Genomic DNA, 18,991 nt, shown 5'->3' with positions numbered 1-18,991 from the left:
GGCCATTCAGAATGTGCCCTTGAGGGCAACGTTCCACATCGAGCCGTAGACACTGTAAAGCTGCACTCTCCTGCGCGTGTTCGAATAGACGATATCCGGCGCATTGAAGATATTCCGCCCGGCGATCTGCAAGGCGAACATTCTGGATACCTTGTAGCTGGCGCTGACATTCCACAGGAACCGGTCCGCATGATAGAGAATGCCGTTATTCGCCGTCGTGGGCGTGTTGCTGAGTGCGCTCACGCGGTAACGCGACTGATAGTTCCCCGTGAACTGGAGATCGACCGGTCCATAGGCATAGCGAATGCCCCAATTGGCCGAATATTCCGGAAGATTGACGCGGATGCTGTCCGGATCGACCCAGTTCCACGACCCGCGCAGACCCAGCCCCTTGAGTGCGCCGGGAAGAAAGGTCAACTGCCGGTCGAACTCCAGCGTCACGCCGTTCGTACTGTGAACGCCCGGTAGATTGACCGTGCTGACATAGGTATAGCCGCTATAATCGCTGTCCTTGTACCCTGCCTGCTGGGGCAGAATGGTCATGCCTGTCTGTTGCAGATCCCTGACGTCGAGGCGATAGGCCGATGCCGCGAAGATACCTGCCGGTTCCACATAATATTGCAGACTGACGTAATATTTCGTGGCCTGCTCCGGCCGCAGCAGCGGGTTGGGCACGGTGACGATCTGGGTCGAGTCGTTGACCGAGATCGCCCCTCCCATATTGCCGTAATCGGGGCGCAGAATGGATTGGCTGAATGCGAACTGGGCCAGAAGATGGCGGGTGATATCATATTTCAGGCCGCCGCTGAGGAACCAGTTTCCGTAATCGCTGGTCTTCCAGAGCTGATGACCGTTATAATACTGGTAGTTTACACCATTGACACTATTCGCCGCGTATCCAGCAGCGGCCACTTCTGCCGCCGAGCGCGTCTGCGCAACGAGCGTACCCTCGTGGGTTCCTTCATAACGCGCACCGAAATCGAACTTGAGCTTGCGCCACTGCCCCTGGAATTCCATATACGCCGCGTCGATCGTTTCCTTGACCCGATGATTATTTGCGTATTGACGGGTCAGATTACCGACGGTGTCCGGTGTGAAATATTCGGGATGTTCGCGAAAAAGGCTCCATGTCGCATAATTGTTGTCGGCACGCCAGTTCTGGTTGTTGAAATTGCCGGCATTGAAACCATCGATCGCGAACTGATAGTGGTTCGTATAGGGAATAGTCGAATCGCTTCCCGAACCGGTATAATTATATAATTTGTAAGCGCCTTCGTTCGTAGACCATTCATTGGTACGAATGCTGCCACCAGCCATCAGCGCCAGTTGGACTGGTCCGGCATTGACCTTTCTTTTGATATCGAGATTACCGCCATATTGATGGTCAAGCGCGTTCGATTGGGACGTGCGCACCGAATTCTGTACCGGCGACCAGTTGGTGGGCACACTCCATGACTGCCCGGCGGTCTGCTGCAACATATAGGCGGGAGACTCGGACGATGCACGGTCGAGCGTGAAGCCGATATTCGAAAGCTGGCTATCGTCACGAACGAAGAAACCGTTACTGCCGTCGCGGAAGTTGAATTCCGAACTGGAATACGCTCCACGGAGCGTCACATCCCATGCATCGTCCTTGTATTCAAGTTTCGGCGTAGCGATCATGGTCGGCGTACCGGCGTAGCGATGCGAATATTGCGTATTGACGTTGGTCTTGGTGCCTTGCGGATTCACCACGATATGTGTCGGCGTCGAACCGGGGGCCGCGTAGCTTTTGCTTGTCGTGCCGAATGTCAGATACGTGTACTGGTTATAGTACTCGACATCGTAAAAGGACCATGACCCACGTATCCCCAGAGACAGCCGGTCGCTGATCTTGTAGTCGACCGCACCGTTGACGGCCTCGCGGTGGGTGAATTTCGGGCCCGGACGCCACATGACGCGGTAGGGCATGACGGTGCCGTCGGGCAGATAGGACCAGTCGGTCTGGACCCGGTCCTGTTCGACGAAATTGGCATTGTAGCTGCCGCTGACGGCGACCCCCAGGCGTCCCCCGAAAAAAACGTCTGCATAGCTCGCCTGGCCCGATGGAAAGATCGTTCCATGTTTGCGGTCATCAGACATATAGGTTGGGGCGAAGCTGGAATCCGACGTGCCGATACCGCCGACCTGCGCCTGCAGGACCCTCCTCCGGCGCTCGAATGCGTATTTGCTGACAAGGTTGATGGAGCCACCCGGCGCATCGGCGTCCATGGCGGCCGTCAGCGTATTATTGAGTTCGATACGCGATATGCCGGTGATCGACATCTGTTCGAAGGAGTTCTGGCGGCCTGCATTGTTGTTGGACGTGGCGGTGGCCATGCGTGCGCCATCCAGGGTGAAGAGCGAGTATTTTGGGTCCAGGCCGCCGATCCGCACGGCACTTGCATCGACTTCCGTATAATCCAGCGAAACGCCCGGCATGTTCTTCATGAACTCACCGACATCGCCCATGGTCAATGCCCCGAAATTGTCCGCATCGATGGCGTTGACCGCATTCATGGAGAGCCGGCGCTTCATCAGCGCAGCGGCCTCGCCCGAACGCACACCTGTCACCGTTACCACCTGGCCGTTGCTCGCTCCGGAAAAAGGTAGCGGAATCATATCGACGTTATGAGACAGGGTTTTTCCAGCCGCGACGAAGACGGTCGCCCTAGCATCTTTCAGGCCCGTATAGCGGACGACGATATTCGCTTTTCCCGCCGGCACGTCCGCGAGGCGAAAGGCCCCGTCTTCATCAGCATATGTCGCGATATTGGTGTTTTCGACATGGATTTCCGCATTGCGAAGATACTGTCCGGTCGCCGTATTGACGACGCGGCCCGAGATCGTGCCGTGGCCCGCCGCACGGGCCGGTGCCAGCGTGATAACGCTGCCGTCGCGCGAGGCCACGGAAATCCCCGTTCCACGCAGCATCCGCGACAGCGCTTCTTCCGGCTCCATCATGCCGCGTACCGGCTGGGACATGACTCCTTGGGCAATGGCACCGTCAAGAATAACCTGAACGCCTGCCAGGCGATCGTAGGAAACGACCGCCGCAGCGAGAGGCTGGGCCGGCAGGTCGAAGGCCAGGGGCCGGGCCGACGCGAGCGTGGGAACGCACAGCGATGCGGAAAGGAGAAGGGAGTAACGGAGAGTATGACGCACGGCAGCACCTGGGGGACGAAGGGGACGGTTACCAAGACGACGGCCGGGCGCCCTTCATTGTGCCGGTTTGATTTTGTTAAGATTTTACGACAGATGGCATGGAGATGATTTTTCATTCAATTGCATTTGGTTAATGCGAATTCCTCCCCATTCGATCACGGCTTTTCCCTGATACCTTGAAGGAGGATGGGCGCCCTCTTCCGTGCAACCACATGGATGCCCGACAGGATCATGCCGCGCACCGTAATAAATTCTTCATGACCGGGCCGGTTGCGAAAGCTGATAACGACACCCGCAACAAGGGCTGTTCCAGACTTGCGATATGACCGACAAAGCGCAGATAGAGTGGGTGGCACGGCATATCCTGCCGCACGAGGCAGATCTTCGCGTCTGGCTGAAACGGTTTTCCGGCATCGAGGTGGACGATATCGTGCAGGAAAGCTACATGCGCCTTCTCGAAAGAGATATCAGCACGGTGCGCCAGCCGCGGGCCTATTTCTTTACCGTCGCTCGCAACATTGTGCTGGAGCATTATCGACGGGCGCGGATCGTTCCCATTGACTCACTGGCGGATTTTGCTGACTCAACGATTATCGACGATGGACCGGCTACTGACGATGTTATCGATGCAAGACAGGAACTTCGCAGACTGGACAACATGGTTCAACGTTTGCCGACACGGTGCCGACATGTATTCATCCTGCGCAAGATCGAAGGGCTTTCTCGCAGACAGGTTTCCGACCGCCTGGGCCTTACGGAAAATGTGGTTGAAAAACAGCTCGCGCGCGCCCTCGTGCTGCTGGGCCGAACCTTCATTATGAAGGGGCAGGATCAGCATGACATTCCTTCGCGCGAGAGCCGCAAACCGAAAAAACATTCCCGCTTCGGGCGAAACTGAAGACATTGCCGCCCGATGGGCGATCCGCATGGAAGACGGCGAACTGGACGCGCGCGAAGAGCGTGCGCTGGCGAGCTGGCTGGCCGCCGACCCCCGCCATCGCGGCGCCCTGATCCGCGCACGCGCCATCTGGTCCACGCTGGACCGTAGCCGCGCACTCCATGCACCCGCCCATCCGTCGCATGTCGAAGGGCCAGCAACGATGCGCTGGCACGGACGGCGCGACATACTGGGCGTGGCCGCGTCCGCCGCCTGCGCCATGTTGCTCGCGCCGTCCACATCGCATGGCACGGTACGGTTCCTGCGCACGGGTGCAGAAATTTCGGCACCTTTTCCACTGGAGAGCGGGTCGGTCTGCCTGGATTGCAATTCGGAGGCACTCGTCGCCGGCAGGGGCATGCGCATGGTCTTCGGCCGGGCCTGGGTCCAAGGCGGCAATGGCGCTTGTGTTCTCTCCGCCGGGGACGTCCGGCTTTCGCTCCGGACCGCCTCGCTCATCCTGTCCCGTACGCGAGATATGACGGAGGCCCTGATCTTGGCCGGAACGGTGAACGCCACCATGAGCGGCCGAGGGCAGGCCATCGCGCTGGGCCCTGGCAGCCTGCTCCGGCAGAAAGGGGACAGTACGCCGATTGTCGATCTGCTGTCGGCCGACGACCTCGCACGCCAGACCGCCTGGACGCGCGGCATGGTCGAATTCCAGACCGAAACTCTGGGCGAGGCCACCGCGCTCTTCAACCGGTATAACGGGCGCAAGCTGTTCGTCCACGGCGACGCATTGGCGGCCCGTTCCCTGGTGGGCGTTTTCGCTCTTCATGATCCGGCGGCGTTCGCACGCATGGCCAAACAGGTGCTGCACGCCGATTATGTCGAGACGCCAGGGCGCATCGACCTGTACTGATCCATCACCCGGCGGGCGCCCTGCCCGCCTGCCCCGTCATCGGAGGGCGGGCCGAGTGCGCCTTCCGGAGAGGGCGTTTTCAGTCCACATGCAGCGCGAAGCCGGTCGCACCTGGCTTTTCCAGGCCGGGTTTCAGTTCCATGGCCGGAATCCGGTAATCGCCATCATTCTGCCGCCGATAGGCGATCGGGGCGATGGTGCCCAGTGCCTGCATCCGCGTGCGAAGCGCCGCCGCCACGGTAGCGAATGCCCGATCGTCCAGCCGGTCGACGCGATAGGCCACGAAAGGCGGCAACACGGTAAAGCCGGGATAGAACAGGATACCGTGATTGATCGGAAACAGCAGGTCGTCGATCGGGCCGTTGATCCCCCTGGGCGAATAATGTTCCGCCCAGCCACCGGTGGTGACGACGAGCATGGCCCGTTTGCCGGCCATGACGCCCTCGCCGTAGCGATCGCCCCAACGCCTGTCGCTGTGCTCGCCAACGCCGTATGCGAAACCGCAGGCATAGACACGATCTACCCAGCCCTTGAGGATCGCGGGCATGGTGAACCACCACAGGGGAAACTGCAGGATCACGGTATCGGCCCAGAGCAGCTTCTCCTGTTCGGCCCTGACATCGTCCGTCAGGTCATGCGCGGCGAAGGCCTGCGCCGAGGCGGAGGCGACCCGGAGCCGCTCTCCTTCCGCAAGATCGGGAAAATCCGCACGATCGGCAGCGGCTTTCCACCGCATGGCATAGAGGTCCGAAACCCTTACTGTATGGCCCTGCTCTTCGAGCGCGCCGATGGCGCAGTCGAGCAGGGCGCCGTTCAGCGACTGCCGCTCAGGGTGAGCAAAGACGATAAGGACATTCATAGGCATTTTCCATTGCGATCGGAAAGGAGGGAGACGCCCGGCCATGATAGGCAGCCCTCCATTGTTCCTCTATAGATCGTGTCCAGATAGGACTATGCCGGATAATGGAACAATCTGACATTACCCTCGACCGCATGCGAACCTTCGTACGCATTGCCGAACGAAGAAGCCTGACGGCCGTTGCGCGTGATTTCGGAATCGGCCAGTCGACCGTCACGCGCCATCTGCACGAACTGGAAAATGCGCTCGGCGTACCGTTGTTTACCCGCACCACGCGCCGGGTGACGCTGACCGACGAAGGCGCGCGCTATTACGCCCACTGCCTGCGTATCCTGGGACTGGTCGAACAGGCCAGCCAGGAAATGCGAGAGACCAGGCAGGCGGTTTCCGGCACGGTCCGGATTTCCTGCACCGGGGCGCTTGGTACGTTGCATGTCGGCAGGCTGGTCCATGCCTTTCAGGACCGGTACCCTGCTATCCGGATCGAATTCGGCCTGACGGACGAGCGTATCGACCTTGTGCGCGAGGGCGTGGATATCGCCATTCGCCTTGGGCCGCTGAACGACAGTTCGATGAAACTGCGCCCGCTGGGAGAAAGTCACCGCCTGCTGGTCGCGTCTCCGGCGTGGCTGAAAACCAATGGCAGGCCGCGCCACCCGCAGGATCTCGCGGGCCTGGAAGGCGTGAGAATGTCGCGGGTGCAGGGGTCGGAGCGGCTGCATCTGCATGCCCCCGACGGCACGCACCACACCGTTGCTTTCCGGGAACGGCTGACCGTCGACCATGGCCTGGCGGCGCGGGAAGCATTTTTGGCTGGACGGGGCTTCGGCCCCGCCCATCGCTGGCTGGTGGAAGACTGCCTGACCGACGGACGGCTGGAAGTCATTCTGCCTGATTACGCACTTGCGGCATCGCCACTGAGCATGCTGATCGCGCCGGAGCGGTCCGGCATCGCCCGCATACGGCTGTGCGCCGATTTTCTTGCGAGCGGAATCGCATCCATATCAGGCATAACCCGGCAGGGAACGGTGCGCGCACCGAAGCCTCGCGCATCATAAAAAACCCCCGCCGTCGGAACGGCGGGGGCGTCGTAGAAGTGCCAGTAGCTGGCGCGACGGGTCGCGTCTTTACTGGGCCGTCGTCCCTTCGGGGAGGGCGTAGGCGATTACGTCGTCGGCCACGTCAGGCGAGTGGCTGGCACCGCCGACGGAGATCACGACATATTCCTTGCCCGTCTTGGGGGACTTGTAGATCAGCGGAGCCGCGACCGCACCGGCGGGCAGCGGAGCCTTCCACAGTTCCTTGCCGGTCATGCTGTCCAGCGCACGCAGATAGTAGTCCTGCGTGCCGGCGAAGAAGAGCAGGCCCGAGGCCGTCGTCGTCGGGCCGCCCAGGGTGGGCATGCCCATCGGCATCGGCAGGTGGCTCTTGATCCCCATCGGGCCAAGCTGCTCGGCCGTTCCCATCGGCACCTGCCACAGCAGCTTCTTGGTGCGCAGGTCGATGGCGCTCATGGTGCCGAAAGGCGGCGTGTTGCACGGCACCTGGAGCGGCGACTGGAGGATGTCGATCCGCACGCCCGAATAGGGGCCGGCAACCTGGGGACGCAGCGTGCCCATGAAGCCCGGAACCTCGTCGGTCGAGATCTTGTAATGCTTGGCGTCTTCATGATTCACCAGCATCATCCGCAGCGGCATGCGCATGTCGTTGACGAACATGATGTCGTTCGCCTCGTCGATCGAGATGCCACCCCAGTTCATGCCACCCAGCAGGCTGGGCCACTCGATGTAGGGCTTCTCGCCAGGCGGCGTGAAGGGGCCCTCGTAAACCGAGTTCTTGAACATGATGCGGCAATAGAGCTGATCGAAGGTGCTGACACCCCACATCGACTGCTCGGACAGCGGATCGGCGCCGATGGTGGGCATGCCGACCGAGAACGGCTGCGTCGGCGACAGATGCTCGCCCTGCGCGGCCGGCGTGGTCGGGACGGCGCGCTCTTCAACCGGCGTCACGAACTCGCCGGTGCGACGGTCGATGACGAAGATATGGCCGGTCTTGGTGGTCTGGATCAGCGACGGGATCTTCTCGCCCTTCGCGTTGGTCACATCATACATCACCGGCTGCGACGGCAGGTCGAAATCCCACACATCGTGATGGATCAGCTGACGCACCCACTTGGTCTTGCCGGTCGTGGCGTCGACGGCGACGACGGCCGCGCCGAACTTGTTCTTCACCGCGTCGCGGTCACCACCCCAATAGTCGGGCGGACCGTTGCCGGTGGGCAGATAGACCTGGTTCAGCGCCTTGTCGTAGGTCGGGACGGCCCAGACATTCGGCGTTTCCAGCGTGAACTGCTTGTCGGCATCGGGCGGAACCGGGCTGTCGGGATCGCCGACGTCCCACGCCCAGACCAGGGCACCGGTGCGGGTGTCATAGGCCCGGACCACGCCCGAGGGCTCGCCATGCACGATGTCACGCACCCAGCCGCCGATCACGGCCAGATGGCCCATGACGACCGGCAGCGCCGTCGGATGATAGCGCTTGCTGTTTTCCGTCGGGCCCATGTTCTTCTTGACGTCGACATAGCCGCCCTCGCCGAAGCCCGTGCAGAGCTGGCCGGTATGGGCGTCCAGCGCGAACAGGCGGGCATCGACGGCGGAGACCAGGATACGCTGCTGGCAAGGCTGGTCCGCCGCGGCCTGCTTGTCCTCGTCGGTCAGGCTGTCATCCTTGGTGATGTCGTAGTAGCCGACGCCACGGCACGAGACGTGCTCGGCAGTGTGGGCGTGCGGGTCGAACCGCCAGATCTGCTTGCCGCTGTCGGCGTCGATCGCGGAAATCACGTTTTCCGGGGTGCAGGAATACAGAACCGAGCCGATCTGTGCCGGCGTGTTCTCATCAACGCCCGCGCCGGGGCCCTTGGTGCGCCGGCCGGTGTGATACACCCAGGCCACCTTCAGGTCGGTGACGTTGTGCGGGGTGATCTGCGTATAGGGCACATAGCGCGTGCCACCGACATTGCGCCCATAGAACTGCCAGTCATCGGGCTGGGGCGGCACGGCGGAGGCCACGCGTGCCTTGTCCAGCGCCTCGCCCTGGATGCCGCCATGGGGCGAGAACATCTCGACCAGGGTCACGACCACGCCGAGCAGCAGCGCCACGCCACCGCCGGCGCTGATCTGCCGCGTGGAAGACGGCATGGACGGTAGGGTCGCCGTGACCAGCAGGCTGAGCATGAAAATGATGGCCGGCACCATCAGGCGCGGCAGCAGCGGCCAGAAGGCGAACTGCGGCGCGTCATAAAGCGCCCAGAGGACCGTTGCGACGAAAATCGCGACCGAAAGAGAAAGAGCCCAGGACGCCCGCCCCTTGACGAGGAAGAGCGCACCCAGCGCCACATAGGCGACACCGGCCAGAAAATAATAGAACGAGCCGCCAAGCGTGACGAGCTGGAACCCGCCGGCGACAAGGGCCAGCCCGACGGCCAGGCTGATCAGGACGAATGCAATCCGGCATCCGTCACTGATCCTAGATCGATGATTCGCTGTATTATCCATTCTACCGTTCCAAGGTTGGAGGCTTCGCTGTCACACGTGGCGCGTTCGGGCCAAGCCGGACCGGGGTCAGAAGCATGCGCATGCCTGAATCCGTCGCCCGATAAACTTTGGGATGCTTACGCCTCTTCCCCCGGGCTTTCCATAACGTGAAAGCAAACTTTGCCACGATTTTGATTAATATTTTTTAATCAATACCTGTTTAGCTTTTCTTCCGACTGCCGCGTTGCCTCATCGCCGACGAGACCGCGAGAGAGACAGTGCGCAGCGTCGGTCACAGGCTTGTGATGAACAGGAATATCGTCGTCCGGAAGGGCATCCGCGGGCATTCCTCCGTATTCAAACGCAAGAGCTTATATAGCATCTACCTGTTTTATAATTATTTTTTTAGATTTCGCCGCTCAACACACTGGCGCCGTCCGCACGCCGGAGAGTTTTAATACCAATTGGGTATCGATCAATGACGGTTTAAGTATTTTACACCGTCCTCAGATTGATCTGTTTTTCAGGTCAGGAAAAACGAACCCTTTGTGTTACTGGAGCAATTTTCGTCTTCTCATGCCGATACGGCGCGCCCAGGACGGGTTAAGAACCCGATCTGGTATGAGAAGATAAAAAATGACTTCCAGTTTATTTTTGGTTGCAAAACATGGATAAAATTTAATTTATATTGCGCGGAACAAACGCTCCATACGTCATTCCCCGCAATGACGGCGTTTCGTCTTCCGACCGACCCGACCGGACTGCGCACGCCCCTCCCTTTCGCTGAAAAACCGTGATCCTGCGGATATTTCGGCCTGTCCCGCAGTCATCGACCGCAGGATGCCGTCATTATCCCGCCGATATCGATCACCTCATGTAATAACAAGAACCCCGCCATTAATGGGCGCCCCCTCCTCTTGAAAAAAGAGGAATTGTAGTGTTTTTGTCGTCGTTAATAACTATATAACAAAAATGGAGCCCCGTCGTTGTGAGAACTTTCACGGCCAGAACAAACGGCGAAACTTCACTCCCTCCTGCATTTCGCCGTCTGGCTCTCGGCAAATTGTGGCTGGCCGCCCTTGTCGGGCTGGCAGGCGAAGCCGGAACACTCCCCGCCGCCCACGCCGCCACTCCGGTGATCGCCCCCACCGTGAAGACCGGCATCGACAGCGGTACCGATCCGTCGCATCCGGGGGTTCTGGTCCAGCCGAAGGGCACCGTGTCGGCGAAAAAGGCCGGTCCTGGCACGAACGCCGCGAATGGTTATGATCGCAGCAATCATCACCATGCGATCGAACTGGATGCCCTGACCGACCAGGAAGGCCTGTCGTGGCTGCTGCCTTCCGAAGTGGATGCACAGCGGCGCACCGACATGTCGGACCCTTATTACGTGCCGACCGGTGCCGCCGGGCATCTGGTGCCGCAGATCATGCCGTTTCGCAAACGCCTGCAGGATAAAGGCTTCACCTTCTCGCTGACCTACAAGGCGGAAGGCATGGGCAACATCAATGGCGGCATCCGGCGCGGCATGGATTACGTGCACGAATTCACGCTGCAGATGAATTTCGACCTGGGAAAGATGTCGCGGTCGCTCGACGGCTGGACCGTTCATACGCTGGTCATGAACCGCGCCGGACGCGAAATCTCGCATGATCTTGTTGGCGATTACTATGTGAACCTGATGGAGGTCTATGGCCTGTCGGGCCATGTCGTGGCGCATCTTGTCGATTTCTATGCCGAGAAAAAGGCGTTCAACAACCGCCTGGACGTCGCCTTCGGCCGTATGTCGCTGACCCACGTCTTCGCGACCTCGCCGCTGATCTGTTCGTTCATGGTCACCTGCTCGGCGCCGGTGGCGCTGAAGGTCGATCCGGGCTTCGCCGTTTATCCGAAGGCGACCTGGGGCGCGCGGGCGCGCTTCCGCCCCACACGCGATACCGCCATCCAGGTGGGCGCCTACGAGGTGCAGCCGCTGGCCGACGGCCCCAGCGGCTGGGCGTGGGCCAGCGAAAATGCGACCGGGCTGATGCTGCCGGCGGAATTCACCTGGGAACCCTATCTGACGCGCAACAAGCTGCCCGGCCATTATGTGCTCGGCTACGCCCACGACACCACGCGCTACCCGGACGCGCTGGGGACCAAGCCGTCCTATCTGGTCGCGCAGGCGGGGCGTGAACGCAGCGCACCGATGGATATGTTCTGGTTCGAAAGCGACCAGATGATCTATCGCAAGGGTGGCCCCGGCCAGATGGCCGGCGGTTACCTGATGGCCGGCTATATCCATAATACGCCGCATGTCGCGTCGATTTCCGACCAGGCCTATGGCGGCATCTCGTTCAACGGGCTGATTCCGGGGCGCACGACCGACCGGCTGGGTATTCTGTATTCCTGGTATCATGTCAGCGACCGCAAGCGGGCGGGGCAGACCATCGCCCAGGATGCCGGCCTGTCGCTGGGCAGCCAGGTGACCGGGCCGCAGACGGACTCCCACGTCATCGAGGCGTATTACGGCATCGACACCTGCCCTGGCCTGCTGATCCAGCCGGAATTCCAGTACATGATCCGCCCGGGCGAAACGGGGCACATCCCCGACGCGGCCGTGGTGGGCCTGAAGGTGATCGCGTCGCTGTAAGATCCCCGCCGGAAACCCCTGCCGGCCCGCCTGCCGCATGGCCGTTACGCGGCCGGCGGGCCACAGAGAATTTGACTTGATGCCACACCCGCCCACATCATGCGGGTGGAGGCGAAATGGCCCACCCGCCGCGGCGCGTGGGCCATTTCGCGTTCCATTATGGCCAACCACACCGATATCCGACGACGCCGGACAACGAAACGATAAAGGTTCCGATCTCCATGATCCCCGCCCTGATGCCCACCTACAACCGTGCCGATCTCGCTTTCGAGCGGGGCCAAGGCTCCTGGCTGTACGCGGTGGACGGGCGACGATTCCTGGATCTGGGGGCGGGGATCGCGACCTCGTCGCTGGGGCATGACCATCCGCAACTGGTCTCGGCCATCGCCCAGCAGGCAGCGCGGGTGATGCATGTGTCGAACCTGTACCGCGTGCCGCAGGCCGAGCGGCTGGCCGCGCGGCTGGTCGCCGCCAGCTTTGCCGACAGCGTCTTCTTCTGCAATTCGGGCGCCGAGGCGAACGAAGGCATGGTCAAGATGATCCGCCGGGCGCAGGCCCATGGCGGCCATCCGGAGCGCACGCGGATCATCTGCTTCAATGGCGCCTTCCATGGCCGCACGCTGGCGATGCTGTCGGCCACCGGCAACCCGAAATATCTCGACGGGTTCGGCCCCGTGGTCGAAGGCTTCGACCATGTGCCGATGAACAACATGAATGCCGTGCGCGCCGCGATCACGCCCGAGACCGCCGGCATCATGATCGAGCCGGTGCAGGGCGAAAGCGGCGTCAACATCGCCGATCCGCGCTTCATGCAGGAACTGCGCGCCGTCTGTGACGAATTCGGCCTGTTCCTGGGCATGGACGAAGTGCAGAGCGGCATGGGCCGGACCGGCCGGCTGTTCGCCCATGAATGGTCGGGGGTGACGCCCGACGTGCTCTCGACCGCCAAGGGCATTGCCGGCGGCTTCCCCATGGGGGCCATCCTGGCCACCGAGGCGGTGGCGCAATATCTGACGGCGGGTTCGCACGGCACCACCTTCGGCGGCGGCCCGCTGGCCTGCGCCGCGGCGAACGTGGTGCTGGACGTGCTGCTGGCCCCCGGTTTCCTGAACCAGGTGCAGACGCGCGGCACGCAACTGGCCGAGGTACTGGATTCGCTGGCCAGCGAATTCCCCGACCTGTTCGCCCAGTGGCGCGGCATCGGCCTGATGCTGGGCCTGCGCTGCCTGGCCCCGGTCGCGCTGATGCAGGATGCGGCCATGCATGAAGGCGTGCTGACCGTTACCGCCGGCGACAACGTGCTGCGTCTGGTGCCCCCGCTGGTGCTGACCGAGGAAGACTGCGCCGAGGCCGGCCGCCGGCTGCGCCGCGCCGCGCTGCGCCTGCGCGCCCACCAGGCCGCCGCCGCGCAGAATGCGGAGAACGCGGCATGAACGCCCTGTCTGCCGTCCCCGCCACGCACGCCGCACCGCGCCATTTCCTGGAACTGCGCGATTTCGACAGCGTGACCCTGCGCGCCATCCTGGACGTGGGCAGCCGCATCAAGCAGATGCAGCATGGGCGGACACGCCCGCTGCATCCGCGCTTGCCGTTGCTGGGCCGCACGCTGGGGCTGATGCTCTCCAAGCCCTCCACCCGCACCCGCGTCTCCTTCGAGGTCGGGATGCGCCAGTTGGGCGGCGAGGTGATCCTGCTTTCGCCGACCGACATGCAACTGGGGCGGGGCGAGACGATCGCCGATACTGCCCGCGTGCTGTCGCGCTTCGTCGATGCCATCGTGCTGCGCACCGGCAACGCGACGGCGCTGCGCGAGCTGGCGCAATGGTCGAGCGTGCCGGTGATCAACGGCCTGACGCCGCATTCGCACCCGGTACAGATCCTCGCCGACATCATGACGTTCGAGGAACATCGCGGGCCGATCGCCGGCCGCACGATCGCCTGGATCGGGGATGGCAACAATGTCGCCACCTCCTTCATCGAGGCGGCACGGCTGTTCGGCTTCCGCCTGCGCCTCGCCTCGCCCGATGGCCATGCCCCGCCGGCCGAAACCGTGGCCTGGGCCCGGCAGGGCGGTGCCGACATCACTCTGACCACCGACCCGCGCGAGGCTGTCGCGGGGGCGGACTGCGTAGTGACCGATACCTGGGTCAGCATGTCCGACAGCGAGTCCGCCCAGCGCCTGCTGGCCTTCGACCCATACCGGGTCACGGCCGGGCTGATGGCCCTGGCCGCGCCCGATGCCCTGTTCATGCACTGCCTGCCGGCCCATATCGGTGAAGAAGTGACCGAAGAGGTGTTCGAAGGCCCCCGCTCGGTGGTGTTCGACGAAGCCGAGAACCGCCTGCACGCGCAGAAGGGCCTGCTGGTCTGGGCGCTGGGTGGCGAGCACTGGCAGGATTACGGAGAAGAGGACGCGTCGCGATGACAGGACCGGCCGAAACGCCCGCCCACCCGACGACCACCGAGGACGTTCCGTCCACCCCCGGCTGGGTGGAAGGAAGCGTCGAAGCCGCCTTCGCCACCCTGCCCTGTTCGGGGCCGGGGGTGATGGTCCTGCGCAACGCCTATCTGGACTGCCTGGCCACCGCGCCGCGGACCGAAGACCTGGACGCGGCGCATGACCGCTGCCGGCAGGCGCTGCTGAAGGCCCTGGCGACCCGTGAGAAGATCGGGCCAGAAGCATTGCGCGCCTTCGAAATCCGGCTGGAAGCCCTGGAAGCCGAAATCAGCGCCCGCATTTAAGAAGACGGCCTGACACGCCCTCCGTTCGGAAGCCCCCGTATGATCGATACCCCCGCCTTTCTCGATGCCCACCGGCCGGATGTCCCCGACCTGGTGATCCCCCAGGGCGTGACGCCGTTCTATCTGGCTGGACGGCCGGTGCGCGGGCGGCTGGTGCGACTGGGGGCGCTGGCCGATGCGCTACTGAGCCGGCATGACAATCCCGACATCGTCCTGCGTCTGGCGGGCGAGGCGCTGGCGCTGGTCGGCGGCCTGGCATCCGCGCTGAAATTTCAGGGTTCTTTCTCGCTCCAGGCCAAGGGGGATGGCCCGGTCTCGCTGCTGGTGGCGGACTGCACCCATGCCGGTGCGCTGCGCTTCCACGCCCATTCCGACGATGACGCGGTGGCCGCCCTGGCGGCGACCGATCCGGATGCCGACGCGGCCCGACTGCTGGGCGGCGGCTATCTGGCCTTTACCGTCGACCAGGGGCCGGACACGGACCTGCACCAGGGCATCGTGGCGATGACCGGCACGTCGCTGTCGGAGATGGCCACCCATTATTTCGAGACCAGCGAGCAGCATGCCTGCTGGGTAAGGCTGGCCTGTACGCATACCGATGCCGGCTGGCGCGCTGCCGCCCTGATCCTGGAGCGCATTGCGACCGAAGGCGGCATCGCGGCCATAACACCGCCGGAAGGCGACGAGGACGACATGTGGTCCACCGCCATGACGCTGGCGGCGACGGTGACCGATGCGGAACTGCTGGACGACGATCTGTCGTCCGAGGCCCTGCTCTATCGCCTGTTCCATGCCGAGGACGTGTGCGCCGACCGTCCGCGCGCGCTGGCCTTCGGCTGCCGGTGCAGCCGGGCGCGGCTGTCGGGTATTCTGGAGACCTTCGGCCGCGAGGATCTGGACCATATGGCCGAAGACGGGACCATCAGCATGCATTGTGCCTTCTGCAATATCAGTTTCCGTTTCGGCCGCGATGAGGTGGGCGGCCCCGTAACGGATTGACCGGGCGGGCATGGAACGGCAGTTTTCTCGCGACGTCCCGTATCGACCCCACCGTCGGAGAACTCCTTCATGCGTCCGTCCCGCCGGGCTGCCCGGTTGCCCATGCTGCTTCTGCTTGCCTGTCCGCTCCTGCCGCTTGCGGCGTGCAGCGACGGGCCGCCGCCGAATTTCGCGCCGCTGCGCTACGACTACCTGCCGGTGCTCCACCTGAATGTGGCGACGATCAATATTGCCGATAACGGGCAGCCGGGCACGGTGCCGGGCGATATTTCGGGGCGCGCGCCCACGCCGCCCGACCAGGCGCTACGCCAGATGGCGACCGACCGGCTGATGGCGGCCGGCACCACCGGCGGTGCCGTCTTCACCATCGACCGGGCCTCGATCCTGCACCAGCCGGGCGGCACGCTGGAAGGCCAGATGGATGTCCATCTCGACGTCTCCAGCCCCAACGGCCAGCATGCGGGCTATGCCGAGGCCCATGTGCGGCGCACGTTCGGCTCGACCGCATCGGACAGCGACGGCAATGCGGATTCGCCGGCGAATCTCTATGCGATCACGTCGCAGATGATGAAGGACATGAATGTCGAACTGGAATTCCAGATCCGGCATCATCTGACGGACTGGCTGGTCGATACCGCCGGCACGTCACCGAGCGCGATCCAGCAGCAGCAGCTCGGTGTGCCCGGTAGCCCCGACGCTGCGGCGACCGGCGCAGTGGCAGCAACCCCCGCAGTTGCAGCAGCGGTCCCCGCCGCGCCCGTTGCCCCGGCCGCCGTGCCCAGCGAACCGAACGCGATCTTCCCGACCGGTGGCCCGGCACCCGAGGCCGCCGCCCCGGCTCCGCGCGTGAAGTCGCCACAACCCGGCTACCTGACCGTACCGTCCGGAACGGCCACGTCCTCGGCAACCGGCACGCCCGACACCAGCAACGGCTATTGAGCCGACGAACGAGGGCGGTGGAGCCGATCCGCCGCCCTCGTTCGTTCAGTGTTGGCGGCACGTCTCAGGGCGCTGCCCTGAAACCCGCCAAAGGCTGAGCCTTTGGAAAGCAATTAGTGATCGACGAATGGACGCGCAGAGGCCGCTGCCAGCCGCCGTGTCATCCTTTCAGCGCATCCAGCACCAACCCGCTGGTCAGGATCTGCGGCAGGACTTTCGGCTGCCCGTTCCCCGGCGGGTAATAGACATAGAACGGCACGCCCGCCCGACCATGCGCTTCCAGAAACGCGCTGATCGTGGCGTCACGATTGGTCCAGTCGCCCTTCATGTAGACCACATGCTGCGCGCGGAATGCCGCCTGCACGGGGGCGGATGAGAGGGCCACCCGCTCGTTCACCAGGCAGGAGATGCACCACGCGGCCGTCATGTCGACAAAGACCGGGCGCCCCTGCGCCTGGAGCGCCGCCAGCCGCGCGGGTGAAAAGGCCTCGGTGCCGGCAGGGCCGGACGCGACCAAGCCGGCATCTGCACCCGTGCTGCCCCCGCGCAGGCCGGGCAGCATCGCCATTGCCACCGCCAGCGCCATCAGGGCCAGGGCGCGGCACAGGCGGATCTGCCGCACAGGCCCGTCGCGCATGGCCATACCTTGCGCTAGGCCGGTCAGCCACGCCGCGAGCCCGACCAGCACCAGTCCGGCGCCCAGCACAGCGATCGCGGTCGCGCCGGCCTGCAACGCCAGCACCCACATCAGCCAGACACAGGTGGCCAGGATCGGGAAGGCCAGGCCCTGGCGCAGGATATCCATCCACGCGCCGGGGCGCGGCAGGTAGCGTGCCAGCGCAGGCACGCCGGCAAGGACCAGATAGGGCGCGGCCAGCCCGGCGCCCATGGCGATGAACACCGCCATCGCCACCCAGGCCGGCGCCGTGAGCGCGCCCGCGATCGCGGCGCCCATGAAGGGCGCGGTGCAGGGCGTGGCGACCAGCACGGCCAGCACGCCGGTCATCGCGTCACCCATATATCCGCCGCGCGTAACCCCGGCGCCGCCAAGTGCCGCAACGCCGTTGCCCATGCCGAACACGCCCAGCAGGTTGAGCGACACGGCGAACAGCAGCCAGCACACGGCGGCAACAAAGGCGGCGGACTGGAACTGGAAGCCCCAGCCGGCTACCGCCCCGGCCGCACGCAGCGTCAGCATGATGCCGCCCAGCACCATGAACGCCCCGACCACGCCGGCGGCATAGGCACCAGCCCCTGCGAGACGCGCCATGGTATGCGCGCCGGCCAGGCGGGTTAGCGCCATCGCTTTCATCATCAGGACCGGGAAAACGCAGGGCATCAGGTTCAGAATCAGCCCGCCCACGAAGGCCAGCAACAGCATGCGCAGGCCGCCCGCGGCCCCCTCCGGCACGGGCAGCGGTGCCGTCACAGCGGGAGCGGCCGGGGCTGCGGCTGGAGATGTGGCAGGGGCAGCCGTCGCCGGGCCGGGCCGGGCGGCGATCGACAGCGCGCGCGTCTCGTCCGCCGGGTCCTTCAGCATCAGCACGCCATCCAGCGTGGGGGCCGCATGAAAGGCATCGCCCGGTTTCAACGCCAGGGTCAGCGTGCCGTCCGCGACCTTCAGGGGCTGGTCGGCGTCCTGGTCGATGGCGCCGGTCACGAGAGGCATGAACCACGCCTCGCGCACTGCGGCCGGGATCAGGCCCGCACCCGTGAGACTCAGCGTTCCGTCAGGCGTGATCGTGGCGGCGAAAGGCGAGTCCATCGGGCGTGCCTGGGCCGCCCGGGCGAATTGGGGCGCCTCGGCGGAAGGCGCGGGCTCCCCAGCCGGCAGCGTCAGGGTGAACGTCCCCTGTTCGGGCACGCAGACCGAGGCGCAGACCAGCCACTCGGCAGTGGCTTTCAGCACCATCGGGGCGTCACCCGCTCCGGAAGGCGTCAATGTGGCCGGCAGCAACACGTCGCCGGTATAGCCGTAGGACATCAGCGGCCCGTCGCGCAGGCGCTCAGGCGCCGGCCACGCGATGGTGCCCGAAGTGCCGGTGGCACCGCCGCTGGCCTGTACCGCAAGGGTCGGGGCCTCGCCCGCGTCACCCGGGTTGATCCAGTAGGTATGCCAGCCGGGCTTCAGCCGCAGCCGCAGGCCCACCTGTAGCGTCGTGCCGGGGCGATAATGGTCGGTATCGGTCACCAGGGTGGCGATATCGCGCTCGCTGGTCTGCGCGGCGCTTTCCGCCGCCAGGGCGTGGGGGGCGGGGGCGAGGCCCAGGACGACCAGCATCGGCACCAGCCACGACAGCAG

Annotated in this window: 13 protein-coding genes; 9 read left to right on the top strand and 4 right to left on the bottom strand. The window is 63.9% G+C overall.

Annotated features, from left to right (window positions below):
* Positions 1 to 6 precede the first annotated feature (6 nt).
* Positions 7 to 3,183 carry a TonB-dependent receptor gene (locus C7453_RS02110; RefSeq protein WP_211311002.1) on the bottom strand — a complete coding sequence of 1,059 codons (3,177 nt, stop codon included), beginning with the start codon at positions 3,181 to 3,183 and terminating at the stop codon, positions 7 to 9.
* 322 nt (positions 3,184 to 3,505) lie between these two features.
* Here C7453_RS02110 and C7453_RS02105 point away from each other — a divergent pair, with 322 nt between their 5' ends.
* Positions 3,506 to 4,081 (top strand): RNA polymerase sigma factor, encoded by a 576-nt coding sequence (locus C7453_RS02105; protein ID WP_114725556.1) that lies wholly within the window; start codon positions 3,506 to 3,508, stop codon positions 4,079 to 4,081.
* Complete coding sequence (locus C7453_RS02100) at positions 4,020 to 4,982, top strand: DUF4880 domain-containing protein (protein WP_114725554.1); 963 nt, start codon at positions 4,020 to 4,022, stop codon at positions 4,980 to 4,982. The genes C7453_RS02105 and C7453_RS02100 overlap by 62 nt, the downstream gene beginning before the upstream one ends.
* A 79-nt stretch (positions 4,983 to 5,061) precedes the next feature.
* On the opposite strand, the gene C7453_RS02095 is transcribed toward C7453_RS02100, so the two are convergent.
* Entirely contained in the window at positions 5,062 to 5,841 is a 780-nt protein-coding gene (locus C7453_RS02095) for an NAD(P)H-dependent oxidoreductase (RefSeq protein WP_114725552.1), read from the bottom strand.
* Between the two features lie 104 nt (positions 5,842 to 5,945).
* Between C7453_RS02095 and C7453_RS02090 the strand changes: the two genes are divergently transcribed.
* Positions 5,946 to 6,899, top strand: a complete 954-nt coding sequence (locus tag C7453_RS02090) for a LysR family transcriptional regulator (protein ID WP_114725550.1) — start codon at positions 5,946 to 5,948, stop codon at positions 6,897 to 6,899.
* A gap of 69 nt (positions 6,900 to 6,968) precedes the next feature.
* Here C7453_RS02090 and C7453_RS02085 read toward each other — a convergent pair whose 3' ends face one another.
* Complete coding sequence (locus C7453_RS02085) at positions 6,969 to 9,398, bottom strand: membrane-bound PQQ-dependent dehydrogenase, glucose/quinate/shikimate family (protein ID WP_114725548.1); 2,430 nt, start codon at positions 9,396 to 9,398, stop codon at positions 6,969 to 6,971.
* Between the two features lie 967 nt (positions 9,399 to 10,365).
* On the opposite strand from C7453_RS02085, the gene C7453_RS02080 reads away from it, so the two are divergent.
* The 6 genes from C7453_RS02080 (at position 10,366) to C7453_RS02055 (ending at position 16,689) form a co-directional block, all read left to right on the top strand.
* Positions 10,366 to 12,009 carry a carbohydrate porin gene (locus tag C7453_RS02080; protein WP_245948702.1) on the top strand — a complete coding sequence of 548 codons (1,644 nt, stop codon included), beginning with the start codon at positions 10,366 to 10,368 and terminating at the stop codon, positions 12,007 to 12,009.
* 221 nt (positions 12,010 to 12,230) lie between these two features.
* Positions 12,231 to 13,442: an aspartate aminotransferase family protein gene (locus tag C7453_RS02075; protein WP_114726015.1), complete on the top strand. Its 1,212-nt coding sequence runs from the start codon at positions 12,231 to 12,233 to the stop codon at positions 13,440 to 13,442.
* Positions 13,439 to 14,434, top strand: a complete 996-nt coding sequence (gene argF, locus C7453_RS02070) for an ornithine carbamoyltransferase (protein WP_114725546.1) — start codon at positions 13,439 to 13,441, stop codon at positions 14,432 to 14,434. The genes C7453_RS02075 and argF overlap by 4 nt, the downstream gene beginning before the upstream one ends.
* The gene (locus tag C7453_RS02065) at positions 14,431 to 14,751 is read left to right on the top strand and encodes a hypothetical protein (RefSeq protein WP_114725544.1); all 321 of its coding nucleotides are present in this window, start codon (positions 14,431 to 14,433) and stop codon (positions 14,749 to 14,751) included. Before argF ends, C7453_RS02065 begins: the two co-directional genes overlap by 4 nt.
* Positions 14,752 to 14,790: 39 nt before the next feature.
* Positions 14,791 to 15,750, top strand: coding sequence for an Hsp33 family molecular chaperone HslO (gene hslO / locus C7453_RS02060; protein WP_114725542.1), 960 nt, complete (start codon positions 14,791 to 14,793; stop codon positions 15,748 to 15,750).
* Positions 15,751 to 15,819: 69 nt separating this feature from the next.
* Positions 15,820 to 16,689 (top strand): hypothetical protein, encoded by an 870-nt coding sequence (locus tag C7453_RS02055; protein WP_114725540.1) that lies wholly within the window; start codon positions 15,820 to 15,822, stop codon positions 16,687 to 16,689.
* A gap of 160 nt (positions 16,690 to 16,849) precedes the next feature.
* Here the strand turns inward: C7453_RS02055 and C7453_RS02050 are convergent, their stop codons facing one another.
* Entirely contained in the window at positions 16,850 to 18,970 is a 2,121-nt protein-coding gene (locus C7453_RS02050) for a protein-disulfide reductase DsbD family protein (protein WP_114726013.1), read from the bottom strand.
* Between the last annotated feature and the right edge of the window lie 21 nt (positions 18,971 to 18,991).

The sequence above is a fragment of the Gluconacetobacter liquefaciens genome (assembly GCF_003350405.1).
In the GTDB taxonomy this organism is placed as follows: Bacteria; Pseudomonadota; Alphaproteobacteria; order Acetobacterales; family Acetobacteraceae; genus Gluconacetobacter; species Gluconacetobacter liquefaciens.
This window is presented reverse-complemented; position numbering and strand designations above follow the sequence as displayed.